Genomic DNA, 18,467 nt, shown 5'->3' with positions numbered 1-18,467 from the left:
AAATAAACATAGGAGTAACACGAATTACTCGTGTTACTCCTATGTTTATTTATTTAATTTATGTTTACGAATCGTCAATAGTATACCAAATAACACGCCGATGAAGGACATAGCCGAAATGATGAAATAAAACGAATGCCCACCAAATTCATTATAAATATATCCACCTGCATAAGATGCGATGATACTCGATAATCCAAAAAATAAGAGTGCAAGAATGGTTTGTCCGGTAGCACGCCATTCCTTTGGCATAATTTGATATAAGTATTGAATTGCTGCGGTGTAAAAGATTGGGAACGTTAGCATTTGTAACACTTGTAGCAATGTAAGAACGATCGGACTCGTTACGAAACCTGAGGCCAAAAAACGTAAAAAGTAAAAAAATGTAGCAATCGTGATGATTTCCATTTCTTTTCCTTTGCGTAACCACCAAAAACTTAACGCAAAAATAACAATTTCACTTGTTGCAGCTATGAAGAAGGCGATTCCTACTAATGAAGTGTCCCCGCCAAGTGCTTTTATATGAATGCCTAAAAATGTATCGTTCATACGAGCCGGTATAGCGCTAATAAACACTAACGCTAAAAATAGAAGCATTTCTTTATTGTTTAATACTTGTTTAAAGCCTTCCATTGTCACTGGTTTTGATGAGGCTTGTACTTCTGGCATAAACCAAATAACTCCAAATGAAATAATTCCTACTATAATAAACAAAATAGATACACTGCTCACACCAAAATAATCCATTGCAAAGCCGGAAATTAATGCCAACACCGCATAACCTAGTGCACCATATGTACGAATAGACCCATAGCTAACACGTGCCATTTCAGAAACAGTAAAATTGAGGCTTTCAGTTAGTGGATCAATTGGCATCAAGAAAAAATAAACAAGCAGTGCAAAAATAATAAGTAACATGAAGCTATCTACGTTAAATAAAAAGTAACCGAAAATTGCTGTTAAACTAACGAGTAATAGCATTACCTTACGAATTGTTTTTGTTTTATCACTAATGAAACCCCATAACGGTTGTGCAATTAACGTCACAAAGCCCCCCGTTCCAATAATCAGACCTATTTCGCTCGCCGATAAACCCTGTTCACCCAAATATACAGGTAAAAATGGAATAAAGAGCGCAAGTAAACCGAAAAACAAAAAATTATAACCTTTTAATAATACTTGTACTTTCAATAAAATTTCTCCTTCTGAGGTAAAAATGCTTGCCTTCCATCTTTATTAAGATAATACCATTGATTATTGTAACTGATTTTCCTACCGAAAAGCTGTTTTTATTGTAATAAATGACCATTTTTCAATTTACTAATAAATCAGAAGAGTCCATCTGTTATAATTTGTAGTATTAAGGGGTGACAGTTAAAAATGAGAAGAGTAAATGTCGTGTATGCGTTGATTTTAAATGAGGATACGAAGAAAGTATTGATGGTCCATAATATTGGAGCAAGTTGGACACTTCCTGGGGGTGCAGTAGAAGATGGGGAGACCTTGGAACAAGCGCTTATTCGTGAGGTCAAAGAGGAGACCGGATTAGTAGTACAAGTGGGGGAAGTTGTATCAATTAATGAAAAGTTTTTTGAACAAAAGGGAGAACATGTTTTATTTGTAACTTTCTTCGTGAATGTAATAGAAGGAGAAATCTTCATTCAGTATGAGGACGAAATTTCAGAAATAAAATGGGTCGATAGGAAAACTGCTAATGAACTAATGCCTTATTATCCTGGTGGAGTAGAAGGTTTACTAAAATCAGCTGCTCCATACATATTTCAAATCTAGTCTAAATAACGTTAAGGAGTAAGATAGGATGTTTAATCTGTTTAAAAAAGAGGATCAAGAAGAAATTAATGATGGGGAAGACGAATTCATAGATGAAGAGGAAATAGGAATCCTTATTCAATATACATCTGTAGCGGTGTATATGTATCTCTGTTCAGATGGTCGCATTGAAAACGAAGACGTGCTTTTTGATGCGGCAGGAAGAGAAACGATCGTACAAGGTAATACTATATCGATAGTTGTAGAAAGACCAACTGAAATAGCCGAAATTATAGAACTTTATGGGTTGAATAAAATCAACCTTCCATTATTCACGATAGATGTGACATTGTATTGATTCAGAAAAAATAGTAATAAAGGGGGGAATGGATGTATAACCTGGCTTGGTCTCAAGCAAATAAAATTACTACTAGTAATACAGAAGGAAATTTTGATCTACTTAACTATTCAAAGATTCATAAGGAGATGTTAACGAAACTTCTTAAATAGAGGGAGGAAGATAGGAATGCGCAAAGTGGAGGTAATAGCATATTCAGAGGATTGGAAGAAAAAGTTTGAGGAAGAAGCAAAGCAGCTTCAAGCGATTTTTGGTCCAGAAATCATCGCTATTCACCATATTGGCAGTACTTCCGTACAGGCTTTATATGCAAAACCAATTATCGATATAATGCCTGTTGTTCGGGATATAACAAAAATTAATACATATAACCATGCAATGCTTGCTATAGGATACGAACCAAAAGGAGAAAATGGGCTTCCTGGTCGTAGATATTTCCAAAAAGGTGGAGATAATCGGACGCATCATGTCCATATGTATGAATCGGGAAATCCAGAAATTCAGCGACATCTTGCATTTCGAGATTACTTACGTGTATATCATGATGATGCAAAAGAATACGGAGATTTAAAAAAAGCGTTAGCAAAGAAGTTTCCTTATGACGTAGAGTCGTATATTAATGGAAAAGATCAATTAGCGATGGAGATCGAACAAAAAGCAATTAGATGGTATATGGGTAATGAAAAGGAAAGAAATTTTCATCGTGCATTTGGTGTCTATGGTATTTGCGTCCAAAATGAGAAGCTGCTAGTTATCAATAAAAATGGAGGTCCTTACATAAATCGTTTTGATCTCCCAGGGGGCAGTTTAGAAGAAAGAGAAAGTTTAACAATTGCAATGAAAAGAGAGTTTCTAGAAGAGACAGGTCTTGAAATTGAAATTATACAAAACCTAGGAACCACGGATTTCATGATTTCGTCTAACTGGAGAGGCTTGACGGATGTTCATCATATCGCTGTATATTATTTAGTTAAGCAAATAGGCGGCAGTTTAATAGAGCCCGAACAATTTGATGGCCAAGACTCACTAGGAGCTATATGGATTTCTGAAGAAGAGGTATCCGTTGAAAATGCATCACCTTTAGTGTTGAAAGCATTTGAATGGTTAAAAACAAATGATTTAGGGTTAGATGCGGTTTATTATAATGATTGGAAAGTGAAAACGAAATAAAGAAAGATTTCTTTAAATGTATAGAAATAATAGTCTTTCATATATGGTTCTCTTAAATGAAACACAGAAGGAAGTTTGATTTAGAAACTTCGATTCTGTGTTTTTTTATAAATCAAATAGTAGGTTTTTCAAGATCATGCTTTTTTATATGATATTGCAAGCTTTGCCGAGTGATACCAAGTTTTTGGGCAGCCTGTGATACATTCCAATTCGACTGTACCAGAGTTGTTTCAATTAGTTGCTTTTCCGAACTTTTAAAGATTTTTTTAAGAGGTCTTTTTATTTCGTTACTTTCTTCGAATGAAGTAGTGGAATGCACCACTAATATCTTTCCTCGCATATAGGATGGAAGATGATTAACTTCAATCGCTGTAGCATTTTCAGGCACACGAATAATTAGGTTTTCAATCATATGCTCTAACTCTCTTATATTTCCTGGCCAAGAATATTGAAGTAAACTTTTTTGTAATGAATTAGAAAGTATTGGAACTGATTTTGCTAGTTTTCTTTGATATGTATCTAAAAAATAATTTATAAAAAAATGTACATCTTCTATGCGTTCCCTAAGTGGAGGAATGTAAAGGCTTGTATGTGCAATTCGATAAAACAAGTCAATGCGCATTTTATTTTCCGCAATCAGTTTCTCCGGATCTTCGTTGCATGCACTAATAATAGTACATTTCACAGGTGCCACATCATTAGAACCTACTTTTCGAACTAACCTTTCTTGTAATACACGCATTAATTTGGTTTGCAAAGTAATAGGCATGGAATTAATTTCATCTAAAAAAAGGGTTCCATCTTGAGCGTATTCAAACAGTCCTATTTGATCCGTTGCACCAGTAAATGCACCTTTTACTGTTCCGAATAGAGTACTTTCCAGTAAATTCTCCGGAATTGCAGCACAGTTTATTGCCACGAATGGCTTATTAGCTCTAGGACTATGATTATGCATACTTTGCGCAAACAATTCTTTGCCAGTTCCCGTCTCTCCGACAATCAATGTATCGGCATTATGGATAGATACATTTTGGGCTTCCTTTATGAGATCTAAAAGTACAAGGCTTTTTCCTTTTATATCATTAAACGTAAAAATTGTACCGTTCTTTGAATGGACCTTCTCTTGGTGTGTAACATTTGCTTGTCTTTTTTGTTCGATTGTTTGATGAAGTCGGTCTTTAAGCTTTGATTCATTTGTACTCAGTGAAAACACAGAAATGGTTTTTCCATCTTTTTGAATTGGATATGTACTATAGTTTACATATTTCGGTATTCCGTTGATGGTAGAATGTGCACGATACCTTGAGAAAATTGGTTTTCCTGTTTTAATTGTATGCTTATGCTCGGAATATTGTGGATTGTAATTGTAAACAGACCATAAATGCTTGCCTATAATATTTTGACTGATTAAACCCTCCATTTTTTCTTGTGCTTCATTATATAAAGTAATTTCTCCTTCAGAGTTGCTCATCATGACACCTTCATCGAGAGAATCTATTATTTTTTCCAAGCAATACAATCGCTCTTCCATATTAGTCGTTTCATTAGTTAAATCTTTTAGACATAAGAAAATAATAGTATCCTCCGTAGATAAAACTTTGACGACAATCGATAATTGTTTTCCGTTTAAATCGAGAAGAAATGTTTCATTGTTTATAAAATGTTTGTTATCACATTCCATAAAACTACTAATAGTCATCCCTTTTGAAATATTAATAGGGATATCCTCTTTAATGTCATGCCAAAGAATTTCACGTTGCTCGTTTAAAGCAATCACTCCATCTACAAAACTTCTTATAATCGATCCTATAGACGCAACAGTCAAGGTAGTTTTACTCCTTCCTAAATTAAAATTATCAATAGTATAACATAATCTTCTGATTATTTAGAAGAGTCTGCATGTAAAATTTATCTGCACTAGATGAAAAGCATTGCCCGCAAGGAATTATAAAATATTTACTGAATTTTTAGATTAATAATGCGAATATATCTGCGCTATTGTAATGTCTTTTTGCACTGAAGACCATTTAAGATTTACTGATTCAATGATGAAAATAAAAAAATAACCACTGATGAGACACGATTATATGAAAATTTAACTTTATTTTTTGTCGAATGAAGAAAGTTGGCACGACTCTTGCAATATATAAAAGTGTAAAACACAAATTATTCTTTTAGGAGGAAATATCGATGACAACACCAGAAATCTTATACTCAGTAAAGGCACAAAGAGGTCCAGTATTACGTTGTAAAGGATGGAGACAAGAGTCGATTTTACGCATGCTAGAAAATAATATGGAAAATGCAGAAAAGCCAGAAGAGCTTGTTATCTACGGTGGAATCGGGAAAGCAGCCCGCAACTGGGAATCCTACCATGCAATAGTGAAATCATTAAAAGAGTTGGAAGATGACGAAACACTTGTCGTGCAATCTGGTATGCCAGTGGCTATCTTCAAAACACATAAATATGCTCCGACTGTAGTGATGGCAACGACAAACATTATGAAAGCAGACTGGCCAACATTTTATGATTTACAAGACAAAAACTTAACTATTTACGCCAACTATACAGCAGCACCATGGGAATATATCGGTACACAAGGGGTAATTCAAGGAACGTTTGAAACACTTTCTGCGATTGCCCGCCTGCATTACAATGACTCACTTGTTGGGAAAATCCTTTTAACTGCTGGTGCAGGGGGAATGGGTGGTAACCAAACACGTGCGATGACAATGCACGGAGGAGTAGCGATTCTTTGTGATTCGAATATTGAAATCATTCAACGTCGTATCGACAAAGGGTTTATCGATGAGGTGGCTAATTCTTTAGAAGAAGCAATTACGAAGGCAAAAGAATATGCGGCTGCAGGTAAACCACTAGGTATCGCTGTTGTAGGAAATGCCGCAGATATTTATGAAGAAGTACTTGAAAAAGGATGGTTGCCGGATATCTCTACTTCCATGACACCAGGACATGACCCAATTTCTTACTTGCCATCGGGCTATACAGTCCAAGAAGCTGAAGAGCTTCGTGATTCAGATCGCGAATTGTATTTAGAAAAAGCACGTGAAACGATGGTCCGCGAATTAAAAGCGTTAATTAAATTCATGGATCTAGGTGTTCACTCGTTCGAATACGGTACAAGCCATCGTAAAGAATGTATCGATGCAGGCATGGATGCAAAAGAAGCGAAGCGTCTTCCAGGTTTCGTAGCCGAATATATCCGTCCACTTTTCTGTGAGGGGCGTGGGCCGTTCCGTTGGATTTGTCTATCCGGAGAAGCGGACGATCTACGCAAAATTGATGACATGATTTTGGAAAAATTCAGTGATGATCACCTAGTGACACGCTGGATCAAGCTTGCAAAAGAGCATATTCCAATTGAAGCACTACCTGCTCGTATTTGTTATATGGGCTTCGGTCAGCGTAAGGCTTTTGCGCTGGAAGTGAATGATATGATTCGCCGTGGAGAGTTGTCTGGTCCAGTTGCATTCTCACGAGACAACTTAGACTCTGGTTCTATCGTGAACCCAACATTCGAATCCGAAAACATGAAGGACGGTAGTGATTTGATCTCTGACTGGCCGATGTTGAACGGACTTTTAAATGCTGTCGGTATGTGTGACCTAATTGCAATCCAAGCTAACTATTCTATGGGAGAAGCGGTTCATACAGGTGTAACAATGGTTGCGGATGGAACGGCTGAATCGGATATGAGACTCGAAGTGGCGATGACCGTTGACTCTGGAATTGGAGTTGTTCGTCATGCGCAAGCAGGTTACGAAATTGCCCAGGACGTTGCAAACGGAAAAGGAAAGTTAACGAAAGAGAGCATCCAAATACCATTATGGTGGAAACCTGAAGCTACATTTGGACCAAAGGATCTTCATAAAGAAGAAGTGAAGGCATAACAAACAAACTTAACAGATTATAGAGATCTAAGGTTACTTGGATCTCTCCCTCTACTTTACTCGAAATTTCAAATGAAATTATTTTTCTATTATGGGTCTAAGGGATAAAAAATAGATTAATTCTAAGGAGACAATGAAATGAAAAAGAAGGTATTTCTAACAATTGTCATGATTTTCTCTCTCATACTAGCTGCATGTGGGGATAATCAAGCTGATGCTGAAAAGAGTAGTGGTTCAAATGGGGAAAAGAAAAAACTTAAAGTTGCAACAGAAGCAAACTATGCACCATTTGTCTATTTGAATCAAGGGGAAATGACTGGATTTGACGTAGATTTTATGAATGCTGTTGCAAGTGAAGCTGGTTATGAAATTGAACTTGTCAATGTTGGTTGGGATCCTTTATTTGTTGAAGTCAAAAGTAAGCTCTCCGATTTAGGTATTTGTGCGATAACTATAAATGACGAACGGAAACAAACGTATGATTTTTCTGTTCCATACTATTTATCTACAAATAAAATTCTAGTACCAGAAGGCAGCGACATAAAGAGTGCTGCAGATTTAAAAAATGATAAAGTGGTAGCTGTGCTTGGTGGAACTACAGGTCAAGAAGCAGTGGAGAGCATTCTAGGTAAAAATCATGCGAATATAAAAAAATTCGATAATAATAATTTAGCAATTATGGAAATGCTAAGTGGCGGTGCAGATGCTGTTGTAGCTGATAATGCAGTTGTGGAGGAATATGCAAAAAATAATCCAGACCAAAACCTAGTTGTTATTACAGATGATGATGGTTTTGAAAAAGAATTTTACGGAATTATGTTTCCAAAAGGCAGTGAACTTAAATCGGATTTTGATGTAGCTGTTACTAAGGTTCTTGAAAACGGAACATATGCAAAAATCTATGAGCAATGGTTCGGATCAGAACCTGATGTAGCAACAATTCTAGCACAACAGAATTAAGTGAATAACCAAATTGCGTAACACTTCAAGAGTAGTTGCGCAATTTTGGTTTCACTAGGGGGGAAATCAATGGATTTTAGATTAGACATCATAGTAGAATATATCCCTTTCTTTCTAAAGGGGACCTTACTGACAATCGGGTTATCGCTTATAGGTATTTTAATAGGGACGGTACTAGGATTATTAATCGGTTTAGGTAAAATGATGCGCAATAAGTTTATTTCGTTTATTTGTAACTGCTATATTATATTTTTCCGTGGAACTCCACTATTCGTGCAAATTTTATTGATTCACTTTGGTCTCGTGCCTATGTTAATAGGGCATACAAACGGGATAGTAGCTAGTATTATTGCGCTATCGTTGATTGCGGGTGCATATATATCAGAGATTTTCAGAGCAGGAATCCAGTCAATTGATAAGGGGCAAATGGAAGCGTCACGTTCTCTTGGTATGAATCATATTCAATCAATGAAAGATGTTATTTTGCCTCAAGCCTTTAAAAGAATGATTCCACCATTAGGGAATGAATTTATAGTACTTATTAAAGAGTCCTCACTTGCAGCGATAGTTGCAACTCCTGAGCTTATGTATTATGGACGGGCACTGGCAAGTCAATATTATCGTGTATGGGAACCGTACCTTACAGCTGCGCTTATTTATCTAGTGTTAACTACTTCTTTGAGTTTCTTATTAAATCGTCTTGAAAGAAGGTTGGCAACTGAATGATTCAAGTAAAGAATTTAAAAAAATCGTTTGGAAGTAATGAAGTTTTAAAAGATATTAATGCATCCATTAAACCAAAGGAAGTTGTGGTGGTAATTGGACCATCTGGATCAGGAAAATCTACCTTTTTAAGATGTCTGAATTTACTAGAATCCATTACTGATGGTCAAGTTTTGATCGAAGGCATTGATATTACGGACAAGAAGACAGATATTAATAAAGTAAGAACCGAGGTAGGTATGGTATTTCAGCAATTTAATTTATTTCCACATAAAACCGTGATAGAAAATATAATCCTCGCTCCAATGAGAGTTAGAAAGTTATCTACAGAAAAGGCAAAAGAAAGAGGATTTGAACTTCTTCGTAAAGTAGGGCTAAAAGAAAAGGCAGATGCATATCCAGATTCGTTATCTGGTGGGCAAAAACAGCGTGTCGCAATTGCAAGGGCACTCGCGATGGAACCGAAAATTATGCTTTTTGATGAGCCGACCTCAGCGTTGGATCCAGAAATGGTAGGAGAAGTACTCGAAGTTATGAAACAGCTAGCCAATGAGGGAATGACGATGGTGGTAGTGACACATGAAATGGGTTTTGCTCGTGAAGTCGGTGACCGCGTGCTGTTTATGGATGGTGGTTTCATTGTAGAAGAAAATATCCCTAAAGATTTATTTGAAAACCCACAGCAAGATCGAACTAAATCATTCTTAAGTAAGGTTTTATAGTAAGTTGCAGAGAGTGAATAAAGATTTATAAATTTGCTATTACAGCATATGGGGTGAAAAAATGAACAGCATTCCAGAATCATATGATAATCGTCAAGTTGCCAAAGAAGAAAAACAAAATATATACTCGCTTCAAAACTTCTTGAAATTTTTCATTTTTAGTACAATTGGAATCTTTATGTTTTTTATTCCAATCGATATAAATGATAAAAACTCCATTCCGTTAGATCACTTAGTTACGTGGATTCGGTCGTTGTCTCATACTGTGAATGCCTACTATGCAATGATATTAGTAGTTTTAGGTGCAGCTTACCCATTTTACACTAAAACTTGGAGGAAAAGTAAAGTGGAAATGGTGTTATCTGGATTTAAAGTATTAGGAGCAATTGCTGCTTTTCTAGTCTTGTTTGAAATAGGTCCAGCTTGGTTAATGGCCGAAGACATGGGGCCATATTGGTATTATAGTTTACTCATTCCAATAGGAGTGCTCGTTCCAATCGGTGCAATCTTTTTAGCAATGTTAGTTGGATATGGGTTACTTGAATTTATCGGTATTTTCATGCAACCGATTATGCGTCCGATTTGGCGAACCCCAGGAAGATCTGCAATTGATGCAGTTGCTTCTTTTGTCGGTAGTTATTCAATTGGTCTGTTAATAACGAACAGGATTTATAAAGAAGGTAAGTACACAAAGAAAGAAGCTGTCATTATAGCAACTGGCTTTTCTACGGTGTCAGCTACATTTATGATTGTTGTGGCAAAAACTCTAGACATAATGCATATTTGGAATCTTTATTTTTGGCTAACTTTTTTAGTTACTTTCGTTGTAACCGCTATAACTGTTAGAATTTGGCCTATTAACAAAATGAGTGATGAATATTACGCAGAAGAAGGATTTCCAGAAGAGATTATTAAGGAGAATAGAGTAAAGTATGCTTGGGAGCAAGCAATGACTACTGCTCACAATGCTCCGAAACTAAAGGATAACATTTTGGAAAATGTTAAAGATGGCTTAGTAATGGCAATGGGTATTTTACCGTCCATTATGTCTATTGGATTATTGGGACTAATTTTGGCCAATTATACGCCTGTGTTCGATTTCCTTGGCTATATTTTTTATCCCTTAACTTGGATTCTTCAAATTCCAGAACCACTTCTTGCCGCAAAGGCTGCAGCAATTAACTTGATTGATATGTTTTTACCTTCATTGGTCGTACTAGAGGCTAGTTTAGAAACCCGATTCATTATAGGTTCACTTTCCATCTCAACTATTCTATTCTTTTCAGCGTTGATTCCATGTATTCTATCTACGGAAATACCGATAAAAATGAGTCATATGTTAGCAATTTGGTTTTTGAGAACAGTGTTAACACTCATTATTATTACGCCACTTGCATTTTTACTACTTTAACTTTATTACCAAAAGTTAGTTTGGAAGGAAAGGAGTTTTTGGAATGAAATCAAAAGTTGATTTAGTAATTAGTAATGCCGCTGAGGCCATTACTTGTACAGGTGAAGGCATGTCTGGCATTGGAGTCATCAAAAATGCTTGGATTGCTATAAAAGATGACAAAATTGTTGGAGTTGGTTCCGAAGAAGAGGTGAGCAACAATTTTGCTTTAGAGAATTCGACAATTATCGATGCAACTGGGAAAGTCGTTGCACCTGGGTTTGTTGATTGCCATACACATCTCGTCTTTAATGGTACACGTGTAGAAGAATATGCAGCTAAATTGACTGGTAATGACCCTGAAAAATTGAAAGAGCTTGGCATTACAACAGGACCTAATCGGACAATTGAATTAACACGTGATGCATCGGAAGAAGATTTATTTCAACAATCGAAAAAAAGATTGTTGTCCATGCTAGATTACGGAATTACGACAATTGAAAGCAAGAGTGGATACGGCTTAACGACTGAAAGTGAAATTAAAATTCTTGAAGTAGGCAGGAGACTTGGGAAAGAAACACCAGTAGATGTTCTAAACACATTTCTAGGTGCACACGGCTTTCCAAAAGGAATGTCGAAAAGTGAATACCTTGACATAATTATTAATGAAATGATTCCACAAGTTGGTGAGCGAGAACTTGCAGAGTTTTGTGATGCTTGGTGTGATGAAGGTTATTATACAGCAGCAGAATCGAAGCAAATTTTACAAGCCGCATTACAATATGGAATGAAACCAAAATTACATGCAGATGCGTATTCATACATCGGTGGTTCGGACTTAGCGGTGGAAATGAACATGGTTTCTGTCGATCATCTTAACTTTACACCTGTTGAAGTGATGGAGAAGCTTGCAAAATCAGAAGTAACTGGTGTGTTAATGCCTGCACTGGATTTTGCAGTTGGCCATAAGCACCCTTTTAATGCTAGGAAAATGCTTGACTTAGGGATGAATATAGCACTTGCAACGGATCTTTGTCCAGCATGTTATACAGAATCTATGCAATTTGTTATTAACCTTGCATGCCGTCTATATAAATTTACCGTAGAAGAAGCAATAAAATCAGCTACATATGGCGGAGCATGTGCTCTAAATTTAAGTGATCGAGGCGTTATTCAAGTTGGCAAACTTGCGGACTTGCAGATATGGGATATCCCTACATACCAGCATGTTGCCTATGAACTTGGAACGAATATTGTAGAAAAGGTTATTAAAGATGGAAAAATAGTTGTAAGTAGATAAAACAAAAATGAATTAATATTGGAGGACTTTCAATGACTAATAAACAAATTGTCTCTGCTGCTAAACAAGTAAATGAGGAACGATTGCTAGGTTTATTTCTAGAGCTTGCAAAAATTAACGGACCAAGCACGAAGGAACAACTGGTAGCCGATTATTTAATAAACGCATTACCTGAACTGGGATTTACACTAGACTTTGATGAAGCATATAAGCACTTTGACGGTGAAGTAGGGAACTTGATTGCCTGGCATGAAGGAACAGATTCATCTATACCTCCGTTATTTTTCTCTACACACATGGACACAGTACTTCCGACAGAAGGATTGAAACCGGTAATTAAAGATGATGTTATTTATTCAGATGGCACAACTATATTAGGTGCTGATGATCGTGCTGCATTGGCTGCGTATTTAGAAGGGATTCGGGCGATTATTGAAAGTGGCGCTCCACATGGTCCGATTGAATTTATTTTAACAGTGAACGAACAGCCTGGCCTTGTAGGAGCAACACATATGGACTATAGCAAGGTCAAAAGCAAAGCCGGTTATATTTTCGATAGCAGTGGTGACGTAGGGCAAATCATCTTAAAAGGGCCATACAGCAGTCGTATATGGATGGAGGTTGAAGGAAACGCAGCGCATATTGCATTGAATGCGGAAGAAGGGAATAGTGCATTTCTCATTGCTGCAAAAGGATTACTGAAAATGAATCTTGGTACAATTGATGAAGAAACGCTAGCTAATATAGGTATTATTAACGGTGGAGAATTGACATCTATTATTCCAGGTAGTGTAACGGTAGCGGGAGAGGTCCGAAGTTTTTCTAAAGATAAATTAGAACTTCAACTGAAGCACATGGAGGAAGCGATGCAAGAGGTAGTTACGAATAGTGGTGGGAAATTAACTGTACGAATTGAAAAGAAATACAGTGGATTTGATATTCCTAAAGATCATATTCTATCGGTAACCGTTGAAAAAGCGGCAAGCAACATTAATGTAAAACCTTATCTAACAAAAACATTAGGTGGAGCGGATACAAATGTGCTAAATGATAATGGATTAACTTGTATTACCCTCGGAAATGGATTTCAAAATATCCATTCATTTAGAGAGTGCATAAGTGTGGAAAACTTAATAAATACAGGTAGATTAACGGCTGAATTAATTGAACAATGGTATGTGAGTCATAAACAAAAATAATAGTATACGAACAAAATAGCAAAAGACACGGGGAGTGGACTTACATGGAAAGTGAAAAAATAGTTGAATTGGATGGTCTTACATTAGATAGACATAAGATAGAAATGGTTGTTTTTGGAAATGCAAAAGTGGTCATTCCGCAAGCAGATTTAATACGAGTTCGTGCTAGTCGCGAGAGAATCGAAAAACAACTTAATGATGGAAAAGTAATATATGGGGTTAATACAGGGTTTGGAAAATTAAGCGATATCGAAATTGAGAAGGAAGACATTGCTAAATTACAATTGAATTTATTACGTGCAGATGCTGTGGGTGTCGGGGAGCCATTGCCAAAGCCTGTGGTCAGAGCAATGATGATTCTCCGCGCCAATGCACTTGCGAAAGGGTTTTCTGGAATTAAAGAAGATACACTTTTATTGTTAATTGACATGATTAATAAAGGGGTCCATCCAGTTGTCCCTTGTAAAGGATCTGTGGGTGCGAGTGGAGATTTGGCACCTTTATCTCACATTGCAATCGTATTGATAGGTGAAGGAAAAGCGGAATATGAAGGAGAAGTTCTTTCGGGTGGGGAAGCACTTAAACGCGCTGGATTAAAACCTGTTTCATTGGAAGCAAAAGAAGGGCTTGCTTTGATAAATGGTACGCAGGCAATGACAGGTGTAGGAGTTGTATCCTTAAATGAAGCAGAGCGTGTAGGATTGGCTGCGGATATGGCTGCTTGTTTAACGATGGAAGCGCTGCAAGGAATTATATCTGCATTCGATAGTGAATTGTTAGCCGTCCGTCCTCATCCTGAGTTGGAATTCGTGGCATCACGAATGAGAAATTGGTTAGAAGGAAGTAAACGAATTACGCATCAAGGGGAAGTTCGAATGCAAGATGCTTATTCGATTAGATGCATTCCGCAAGTGCACGGTGCGTCTTGGCAAGCATTTAACTATGTAGAAGATAGACTGAAAGTTGAAATAAATTCAGCGACGGATAATCCGGTAATTCTGGAAAATGGAGAAATCATCTCAGGTGGGCATTTCCACGGTCAGCCGATTGCTCTTGCAATGGATTTCTTGAAAGTTGGTGCAGCAGAGTGGGCGAATATCTCAGAACGAAGAACGGAACGACTTGTTAATCCGCAACTAAGCGGTTTGTCGCCATTCTTAGCCATGGATCCGGGCTTAGAATGCGGGTTAATGGTTGCTCAATATGCAGCAGCTGCTCTTGTTTCGGAGAATAAAGTACTTGCACACCCAGCAAGTGTCGATTCTATTCCGACTTCAGCTAATCAAGAAGATCATGTAAGTATGGGGACAATCGGATCCCGCCAAGCGCGAGAAATTATTCATAACAGTGCTCGAGTGATCGCAATTGAACTGATCTGTGCATCACAAGCTATCTATTTAGAAAAAGCAGAAAACCAATTAGCACCGGCTACCAGAAAATATTTAGACGTCGTTCGAGGAATTTGCCCTCCTTTAGATGGGGACCGAGCTATTTCAGATCAAATGGAAGAGCTGGCACAATATATCTTACGGGCAGACGATTTAAAATAGTATCTGCAATAAGAACCAAGACTCACTTATGTTTAGTTAATAGTCAAATAAAAGTAATGTATACCAATAGAAAAAGAGGTTATGGGTGAAAATTGAAGTGCACCCGAAACCTCTTTTTCTTTTGAATAGAAACTCTAAACCCTAAAGATCTATTTCTTTACGTAGATTGGAAGAAGGAATATTAAGTTCTTCTCGGTATTTACTAATAGTTCTTCTAGAAATTGTAACCCCTTTTTCAGTGTTAAAATAATCTGCTATTTTTTGATCTGATAAAGGTTTACATTTGTTTTCTTTCTTAATAATTTTTTCTAAAAGGTCTTTAACTTCCGTTTGTGAAATGGAATTTCCGTCTATCGTTTCTAATTTGGATGTAAATAACTTCCGAATGTCAATCGAGCCTCGAGGGGTCTGGATAACTTTGTTCATAGTTGCTCTACTAACGGTTGACTCATGCATATCAATTTCAGTGGCTACTTCTTTTAATGTTAAAGGCTTTATTGAGCGAACTCCTTCTATAAAAAACTTTTCTTGTTTTTTCAGAAGTACTTCGACTATCTTCAAGATAGTAATACGACGTTGCTCTATACTGTTTAATAACCATTTGTAGCTAGTGAATTGATTGCTAATATATTTGGACGTTTCATCTTCTAAGTTAAGTAGATTCGAGTACTGGTTGTTAAAATGAATTTCTGGTAAATAACTTTCATTTAAGTAATAGACAAGATTTCCATCCTTGTATTCAACAATGATATCCGGACTTAAATATTCTACTGAAAAATCAGAAATATCAGAGCATGGGTTTGGATTAAGTGTTTGAATGAAATCATACGTTTCTTTTACACTTGCTAATGAAATCCTCATACAACGTGCGATATCGTTCCATTTTCTATTCGCTAATAGATCTAAATGATTTTCGATTAGGGTTTTCGCTAATTTTTTTTCCGGATATTCGTATGTTATTTGCAAGAGCAAACATTCCTTCAAACTTCTTGCGCCTATTCCAATAGGTCCAATCTGTTGTAGAAGATGAATCCCTTTTTCAATAGTAGTTTCATCAAAAAGTTCGTTTTCCTTTAAACGTAAATAGCCATTATCATCTAAATTGTTGATGAGATACTTAAGAAGTTGCTGATTTTGTTTATTTCTAAAAAGAAACTTAGCTTGTTCATATAATTTATGTCTCATTCCAATGTCATTACTTTTTACAAAGTCAATAAGTTGCTGAGATGAACTGGTTAATTTAGTTTTACCTTTCCATTTTTCCGAATCTATAAAATTATTTGTGCGTTCTACCAATTCTATTAATGGGTTTTCTAACTCTTGTTCTTTTATGTATTGATAAAGATCGTAAGTGGAATATTGTAATAATTCAATTGCCTGTCTTAATTGAAAAGTCATGACTAAACCTAGTTCTTGTTTTTGTTTAAGAACGAGTTCCATGTTATCCTCCTCCTTAACGCCTACATTTTTATACCTTATTATACTACAGTTTAACATTTTTATTAATATAAAATTAGAATATTTAGAATTATAAAAATTGGATTATACGAAAAATAAAGACTGTAGATAAGCGTATACGGTACGCTAATTCCACAGTCTATCTCAATTTTTTACATTATATTTCGTATTCATAGTATGGCTCTTCTTGCTCCGTATCATCAAAGTATCTCATCTCTTTAAACCTAAAACCAACCTTTTCCAAAATCTTTAAAGAGCCTTCATTTTCTGGGCTTGCTGAGGCTGTCACTAGTTGTACGTCCCCGTGGTTTTTAGCTACTTCCAAGCAAGCATTTGCAGCTTCCGTTGCGTAACCTTTTCCCCAAGAATTTTTACTAAAATGATAAATTAATTCTACTTCAATTAATGAACCAGATGTATTAAATCCAGCCGCTCCAATAATTTCATTGGTTTCTTTTTCTTTTACAGCGTAAACGGATAAACCATGGACATTATGACATTTGCGATATCCTTCGATAACTTTATGCAATACTTCATGGGAAGCAGGTCCAGCGCATAGTGTCATCACTTCTTCATCTCCCCAAAATTGTTTAGTTGACTCTAAATGAGCGTCCTCAAACACACATAAATACAAACGGTCTGTTTCATAAACAATTTCCATGTAGTCCCTCCGTATATTAAAATTTTCTTTTATTTGCAAGCTTCATTGCTTTTTGTGTATTCGCAAAATGCCATTTTGTAATGGACTTTAAAAATGCTTCTCCATGCTTCAAATATATACTTGCTGCGATTTCATCCACTTTTGCACTGGCACCTTTTGGGATGGTTGTATTTGCCAATTCGCTTAGACGGTCCATTTCTTTTAAGAATGCATATCTTGCAATAATGGAAGCAGCGGCAACAGAAACGTGCAACTGTTCTGCTTTTGTAGAGAACAGTACATTTTCACGTATGATTTCTTTTTCGGCTTTAATATGATTATAATAAATGCCTCGTTCAGCGAACTGATCAATTAAAATATGCGCAGGTTTTTCAGGGGCCATTTTACTCAAAACATGCTTAAGTGCTTGGTTGTGCATCAGTGCTTTTATTTTCCCTTGGGACCAACCTCGTCCCTGTATAGTATTATATTTTTCATTTTTTAAAACAAGAACGCTATGGGTTAAAGTGGCCATTAAATCAGTGGCCATTTTACGCATAACCTCATCTGTTAGCATTTTTGAATCTTTCACTCCAAGCTCTTTAATGAGTTCAATTTGATCTGCCCGTACAAAACATGCAGCGACTGTTATTGGTCCGAAGTAATCTCCTGTTCCTGTCTCATCTGAACCAACGACAGATAGAGAGGTGAAATTTGGTGGTAATGTATCACCTTTTGTCGTGCCACTATTTACTTTTTCTACTGATTTGCTAGTAGTTCCCCAAAGAGAAGCTTCACGAGCTGCTCCATTACCTTGAAACATGACTTTGCCAGATTTATAGACAGTAACTGCTGTATCTACGAGTTTTGCTGCAAACACGACACCTGGTGCTGATCTTTCTACTTTGTATTTTAGATAGTGAGCTTTTACTTTTTCTATTTCATGTGGTTGTAAAACTAGGACTTCATTTGCCATTCGTTTGTTCCTTTCTTCACATCGTAATCTATTTCGTGTATTATTATAATTAGGATTTTCTGGGGGAGGGCACGTCTTTGTCAGAACAACAAAAAACACGAATTTCTGTTGATATATATGGACAGAATTATAAAATAGTAGGTTCCGAATCTTCGGGTCATATGAGACTTGTAGCCTCCATGGTGGATGATAAGATGAGAGAGATTCATTCTCATAATGGTCAACTAGATATTGCGAAGCTTTCAGTGCTTACTGCTGTAAATGCAGTGCATGATTATATAAAGATAAAAGAACAACTAGAGTTTTTAGAAGAAGAATTGAAAAGGCTAAAGGACTGAA

The 18,467-nt window shown here is 36.4% G+C and carries 18 protein-coding genes and 1 pseudogene; 13 read left to right on the top strand and 6 right to left on the bottom strand.

Annotated features, from left to right (window positions below):
• Positions 1-45 precede the first annotated feature (45 nt).
• Both MHH81_RS14005 and MHH81_RS21385 read right to left on the bottom strand, forming a co-directional pair.
• Positions 46-1,191: an MFS transporter gene (locus MHH81_RS14005; RefSeq protein ID WP_340922249.1), complete on the bottom strand. Its 1,146-nt coding sequence runs from the start codon at positions 1,189-1,191 to the stop codon at positions 46-48.
• Positions 1,188-1,268 (bottom strand): hypothetical protein, encoded by an 81-nt coding sequence (locus MHH81_RS21385; protein WP_445678142.1) that lies wholly within the window; start codon positions 1,266-1,268, stop codon positions 1,188-1,190. Before MHH81_RS21385 ends, MHH81_RS14005 begins: the two co-directional genes overlap by 4 nt.
• 112 nt (positions 1,269-1,380) lie before the next feature.
• Here MHH81_RS21385 and MHH81_RS14000 point away from each other — a divergent pair, with 112 nt between their 5' ends.
• The 4 genes and pseudogenes from MHH81_RS14000 to MHH81_RS13985 all read left to right on the top strand — a co-directional run bounded on the left by MHH81_RS14000 (position 1,381) and on the right by MHH81_RS13985 (position 3,298).
• Positions 1,381-1,791 carry an NUDIX hydrolase gene (locus tag MHH81_RS14000; protein ID WP_340922247.1) on the top strand — a complete coding sequence of 137 codons (411 nt, stop codon included), beginning with the start codon at positions 1,381-1,383 and terminating at the stop codon, positions 1,789-1,791.
• 28 nt (positions 1,792-1,819) lie between these two features.
• Positions 1,820-2,128 (top strand): hypothetical protein, encoded by a 309-nt coding sequence (locus MHH81_RS13995; protein WP_340922245.1) that lies wholly within the window; start codon positions 1,820-1,822, stop codon positions 2,126-2,128.
• A 168-nt stretch (positions 2,129-2,296) separates the two neighbouring features.
• A pseudogene (locus tag MHH81_RS13990) lies at positions 2,297-2,770 on the top strand (GrpB family protein); the annotation flags it as partial.
• Between the two features lie 30 nt (positions 2,771-2,800).
• Positions 2,801-3,298, top strand: a complete 498-nt coding sequence (locus tag MHH81_RS13985; RefSeq protein WP_340925253.1) for an NUDIX hydrolase — start codon at positions 2,801-2,803, stop codon at positions 3,296-3,298.
• A 112-nt stretch (positions 3,299-3,410) separates the two neighbouring features.
• Here the strand turns inward: MHH81_RS13985 and MHH81_RS13980 are convergent, their stop codons facing one another.
• On the bottom strand, positions 3,411-5,123 hold the full coding sequence (locus MHH81_RS13980; protein ID WP_340922244.1) for a sigma-54 interaction domain-containing protein: 1,713 nt from the start codon (positions 5,121-5,123) through the stop codon (positions 3,411-3,413).
• A gap of 365 nt (positions 5,124-5,488) precedes the next feature.
• Between MHH81_RS13980 and hutU the strand changes: the two genes are divergently transcribed.
• The 8 genes from hutU to hutH all read left to right on the top strand — a co-directional run bounded on the left by hutU (position 5,489) and on the right by hutH (position 15,054).
• A complete protein-coding gene (gene hutU, locus MHH81_RS13975; protein ID WP_340922242.1) occupies positions 5,489-7,210 on the top strand; it encodes a urocanate hydratase in 1,722 nt (573 codons plus the stop codon).
• Positions 7,211-7,348: 138 nt separating this feature from the next.
• Complete coding sequence (locus MHH81_RS13970; protein WP_340922240.1) at positions 7,349-8,170, top strand: basic amino acid ABC transporter substrate-binding protein; 822 nt, start codon at positions 7,349-7,351, stop codon at positions 8,168-8,170.
• A 69-nt stretch (positions 8,171-8,239) separates the two neighbouring features.
• On the top strand, positions 8,240-8,896 hold the full coding sequence (locus MHH81_RS13965; protein ID WP_340922237.1) for an amino acid ABC transporter permease: 657 nt from the start codon (positions 8,240-8,242) through the stop codon (positions 8,894-8,896).
• The gene (locus MHH81_RS13960) at positions 8,893-9,615 is read left to right on the top strand and encodes an amino acid ABC transporter ATP-binding protein (protein WP_340922235.1); all 723 of its coding nucleotides are present in this window, start codon (positions 8,893-8,895) and stop codon (positions 9,613-9,615) included. Before MHH81_RS13965 ends, MHH81_RS13960 begins: the two co-directional genes overlap by 4 nt.
• Positions 9,616-9,676: 61 nt before the next feature.
• The gene (locus MHH81_RS13955; RefSeq protein ID WP_340922234.1) at positions 9,677-11,026 is read left to right on the top strand and encodes a YjiH family protein; all 1,350 of its coding nucleotides are present in this window, start codon (positions 9,677-9,679) and stop codon (positions 11,024-11,026) included.
• Positions 11,027-11,069: 43 nt separating this feature from the next.
• Complete coding sequence (gene hutI / locus MHH81_RS13950; RefSeq protein WP_340922232.1) at positions 11,070-12,305, top strand: imidazolonepropionase; 1,236 nt, start codon at positions 11,070-11,072, stop codon at positions 12,303-12,305.
• Between the two features lie 32 nt (positions 12,306-12,337).
• Positions 12,338-13,504: a M20/M25/M40 family metallo-hydrolase gene (locus tag MHH81_RS13945; protein ID WP_340922231.1), complete on the top strand. Its 1,167-nt coding sequence runs from the start codon at positions 12,338-12,340 to the stop codon at positions 13,502-13,504.
• Between the two features lie 44 nt (positions 13,505-13,548).
• A complete protein-coding gene (hutH, locus tag MHH81_RS13940; RefSeq protein ID WP_340922229.1) occupies positions 13,549-15,054 on the top strand; it encodes a histidine ammonia-lyase in 1,506 nt (501 codons plus the stop codon).
• A gap of 141 nt (positions 15,055-15,195) precedes the next feature.
• Here the strand turns inward: hutH and rpoN are convergent, their stop codons facing one another.
• The 3 genes from rpoN to rnhC form a co-directional block, all read right to left on the bottom strand.
• Positions 15,196-16,494: an RNA polymerase factor sigma-54 gene (gene rpoN / locus MHH81_RS13935; RefSeq protein WP_340922227.1), complete on the bottom strand. Its 1,299-nt coding sequence runs from the start codon at positions 16,492-16,494 to the stop codon at positions 15,196-15,198.
• A 175-nt stretch (positions 16,495-16,669) separates the two neighbouring features.
• On the bottom strand, positions 16,670-17,173 hold the full coding sequence (locus MHH81_RS13930) for a GNAT family N-acetyltransferase (RefSeq protein ID WP_340922225.1): 504 nt from the start codon (positions 17,171-17,173) through the stop codon (positions 16,670-16,672).
• A gap of 16 nt (positions 17,174-17,189) precedes the next feature.
• On the bottom strand, positions 17,190-18,128 hold the full coding sequence (rnhC, locus tag MHH81_RS13925; RefSeq protein ID WP_340922222.1) for a ribonuclease HIII: 939 nt from the start codon (positions 18,126-18,128) through the stop codon (positions 17,190-17,192).
• 77 nt (positions 18,129-18,205) lie between these two features.
• Between rnhC and zapA the strand changes: the two genes are divergently transcribed.
• On the top strand, positions 18,206-18,466 hold the full coding sequence (gene zapA, locus MHH81_RS13920) for a cell division protein ZapA (RefSeq protein ID WP_340922220.1): 261 nt from the start codon (positions 18,206-18,208) through the stop codon (positions 18,464-18,466).
• Position 18,467: the final 1 nt, after the last annotated feature.

The sequence above is a fragment of the Psychrobacillus sp. FSL H8-0484 genome (assembly GCF_038005325.1).
In the GTDB taxonomy this organism is placed as follows: Bacteria; Bacillota; Bacilli; order Bacillales_A; family Planococcaceae; genus Psychrobacillus.
The sequence above is the reverse complement of the archived record's forward strand: the minus strand, read 5'-3'. Positions and strand labels throughout refer to the sequence as shown.

What these genes read in the sequence shown, in the direction of transcription:
- MHH81_RS14000 (WP_340922247.1), top strand. Translation starts at nt 1,381, where the DNA reads ATGAGAAGAGTAAATGTCGTGTATGCGTTGATTTTAAATGAGGATACG.
- rpoN (WP_340922227.1), bottom strand. Translation starts at nt 16,494, where the DNA reads ATGGAACTCGTTCTTAAACAAAAACAAGAACTAGGTTTAGTCATGACT.
- MHH81_RS13965 (WP_340922237.1), top strand. Translation starts at nt 8,240, where the DNA reads ATGGATTTTAGATTAGACATCATAGTAGAATATATCCCTTTCTTTCTA.
- MHH81_RS13985 (WP_340925253.1), top strand. Translation starts at nt 2,801, where the DNA reads ATGGGTAATGAAAAGGAAAGAAATTTTCATCGTGCATTTGGTGTCTAT.
- MHH81_RS13955 (WP_340922234.1), top strand. Translation starts at nt 9,677, where the DNA reads ATGAACAGCATTCCAGAATCATATGATAATCGTCAAGTTGCCAAAGAA.
- MHH81_RS13945 (WP_340922231.1), top strand. Translation starts at nt 12,338, where the DNA reads ATGACTAATAAACAAATTGTCTCTGCTGCTAAACAAGTAAATGAGGAA.
- hutU (WP_340922242.1), top strand. Translation starts at nt 5,489, where the DNA reads ATGACAACACCAGAAATCTTATACTCAGTAAAGGCACAAAGAGGTCCA.
- hutH (WP_340922229.1), top strand. Translation starts at nt 13,549, where the DNA reads ATGGAAAGTGAAAAAATAGTTGAATTGGATGGTCTTACATTAGATAGA.
- MHH81_RS13930 (WP_340922225.1), bottom strand. Translation starts at nt 17,173, where the DNA reads ATGGAAATTGTTTATGAAACAGACCGTTTGTATTTATGTGTGTTTGAG.
- MHH81_RS13995 (WP_340922245.1), top strand. Translation starts at nt 1,820, where the DNA reads ATGTTTAATCTGTTTAAAAAAGAGGATCAAGAAGAAATTAATGATGGG.
- MHH81_RS13960 (WP_340922235.1), top strand. Translation starts at nt 8,893, where the DNA reads ATGATTCAAGTAAAGAATTTAAAAAAATCGTTTGGAAGTAATGAAGTT.
- hutI (WP_340922232.1), top strand. Translation starts at nt 11,070, where the DNA reads ATGAAATCAAAAGTTGATTTAGTAATTAGTAATGCCGCTGAGGCCATT.
- rnhC (WP_340922222.1), bottom strand. Translation starts at nt 18,128, where the DNA reads ATGGCAAATGAAGTCCTAGTTTTACAACCACATGAAATAGAAAAAGTA.
- MHH81_RS13970 (WP_340922240.1), top strand. Translation starts at nt 7,349, where the DNA reads ATGAAAAAGAAGGTATTTCTAACAATTGTCATGATTTTCTCTCTCATA.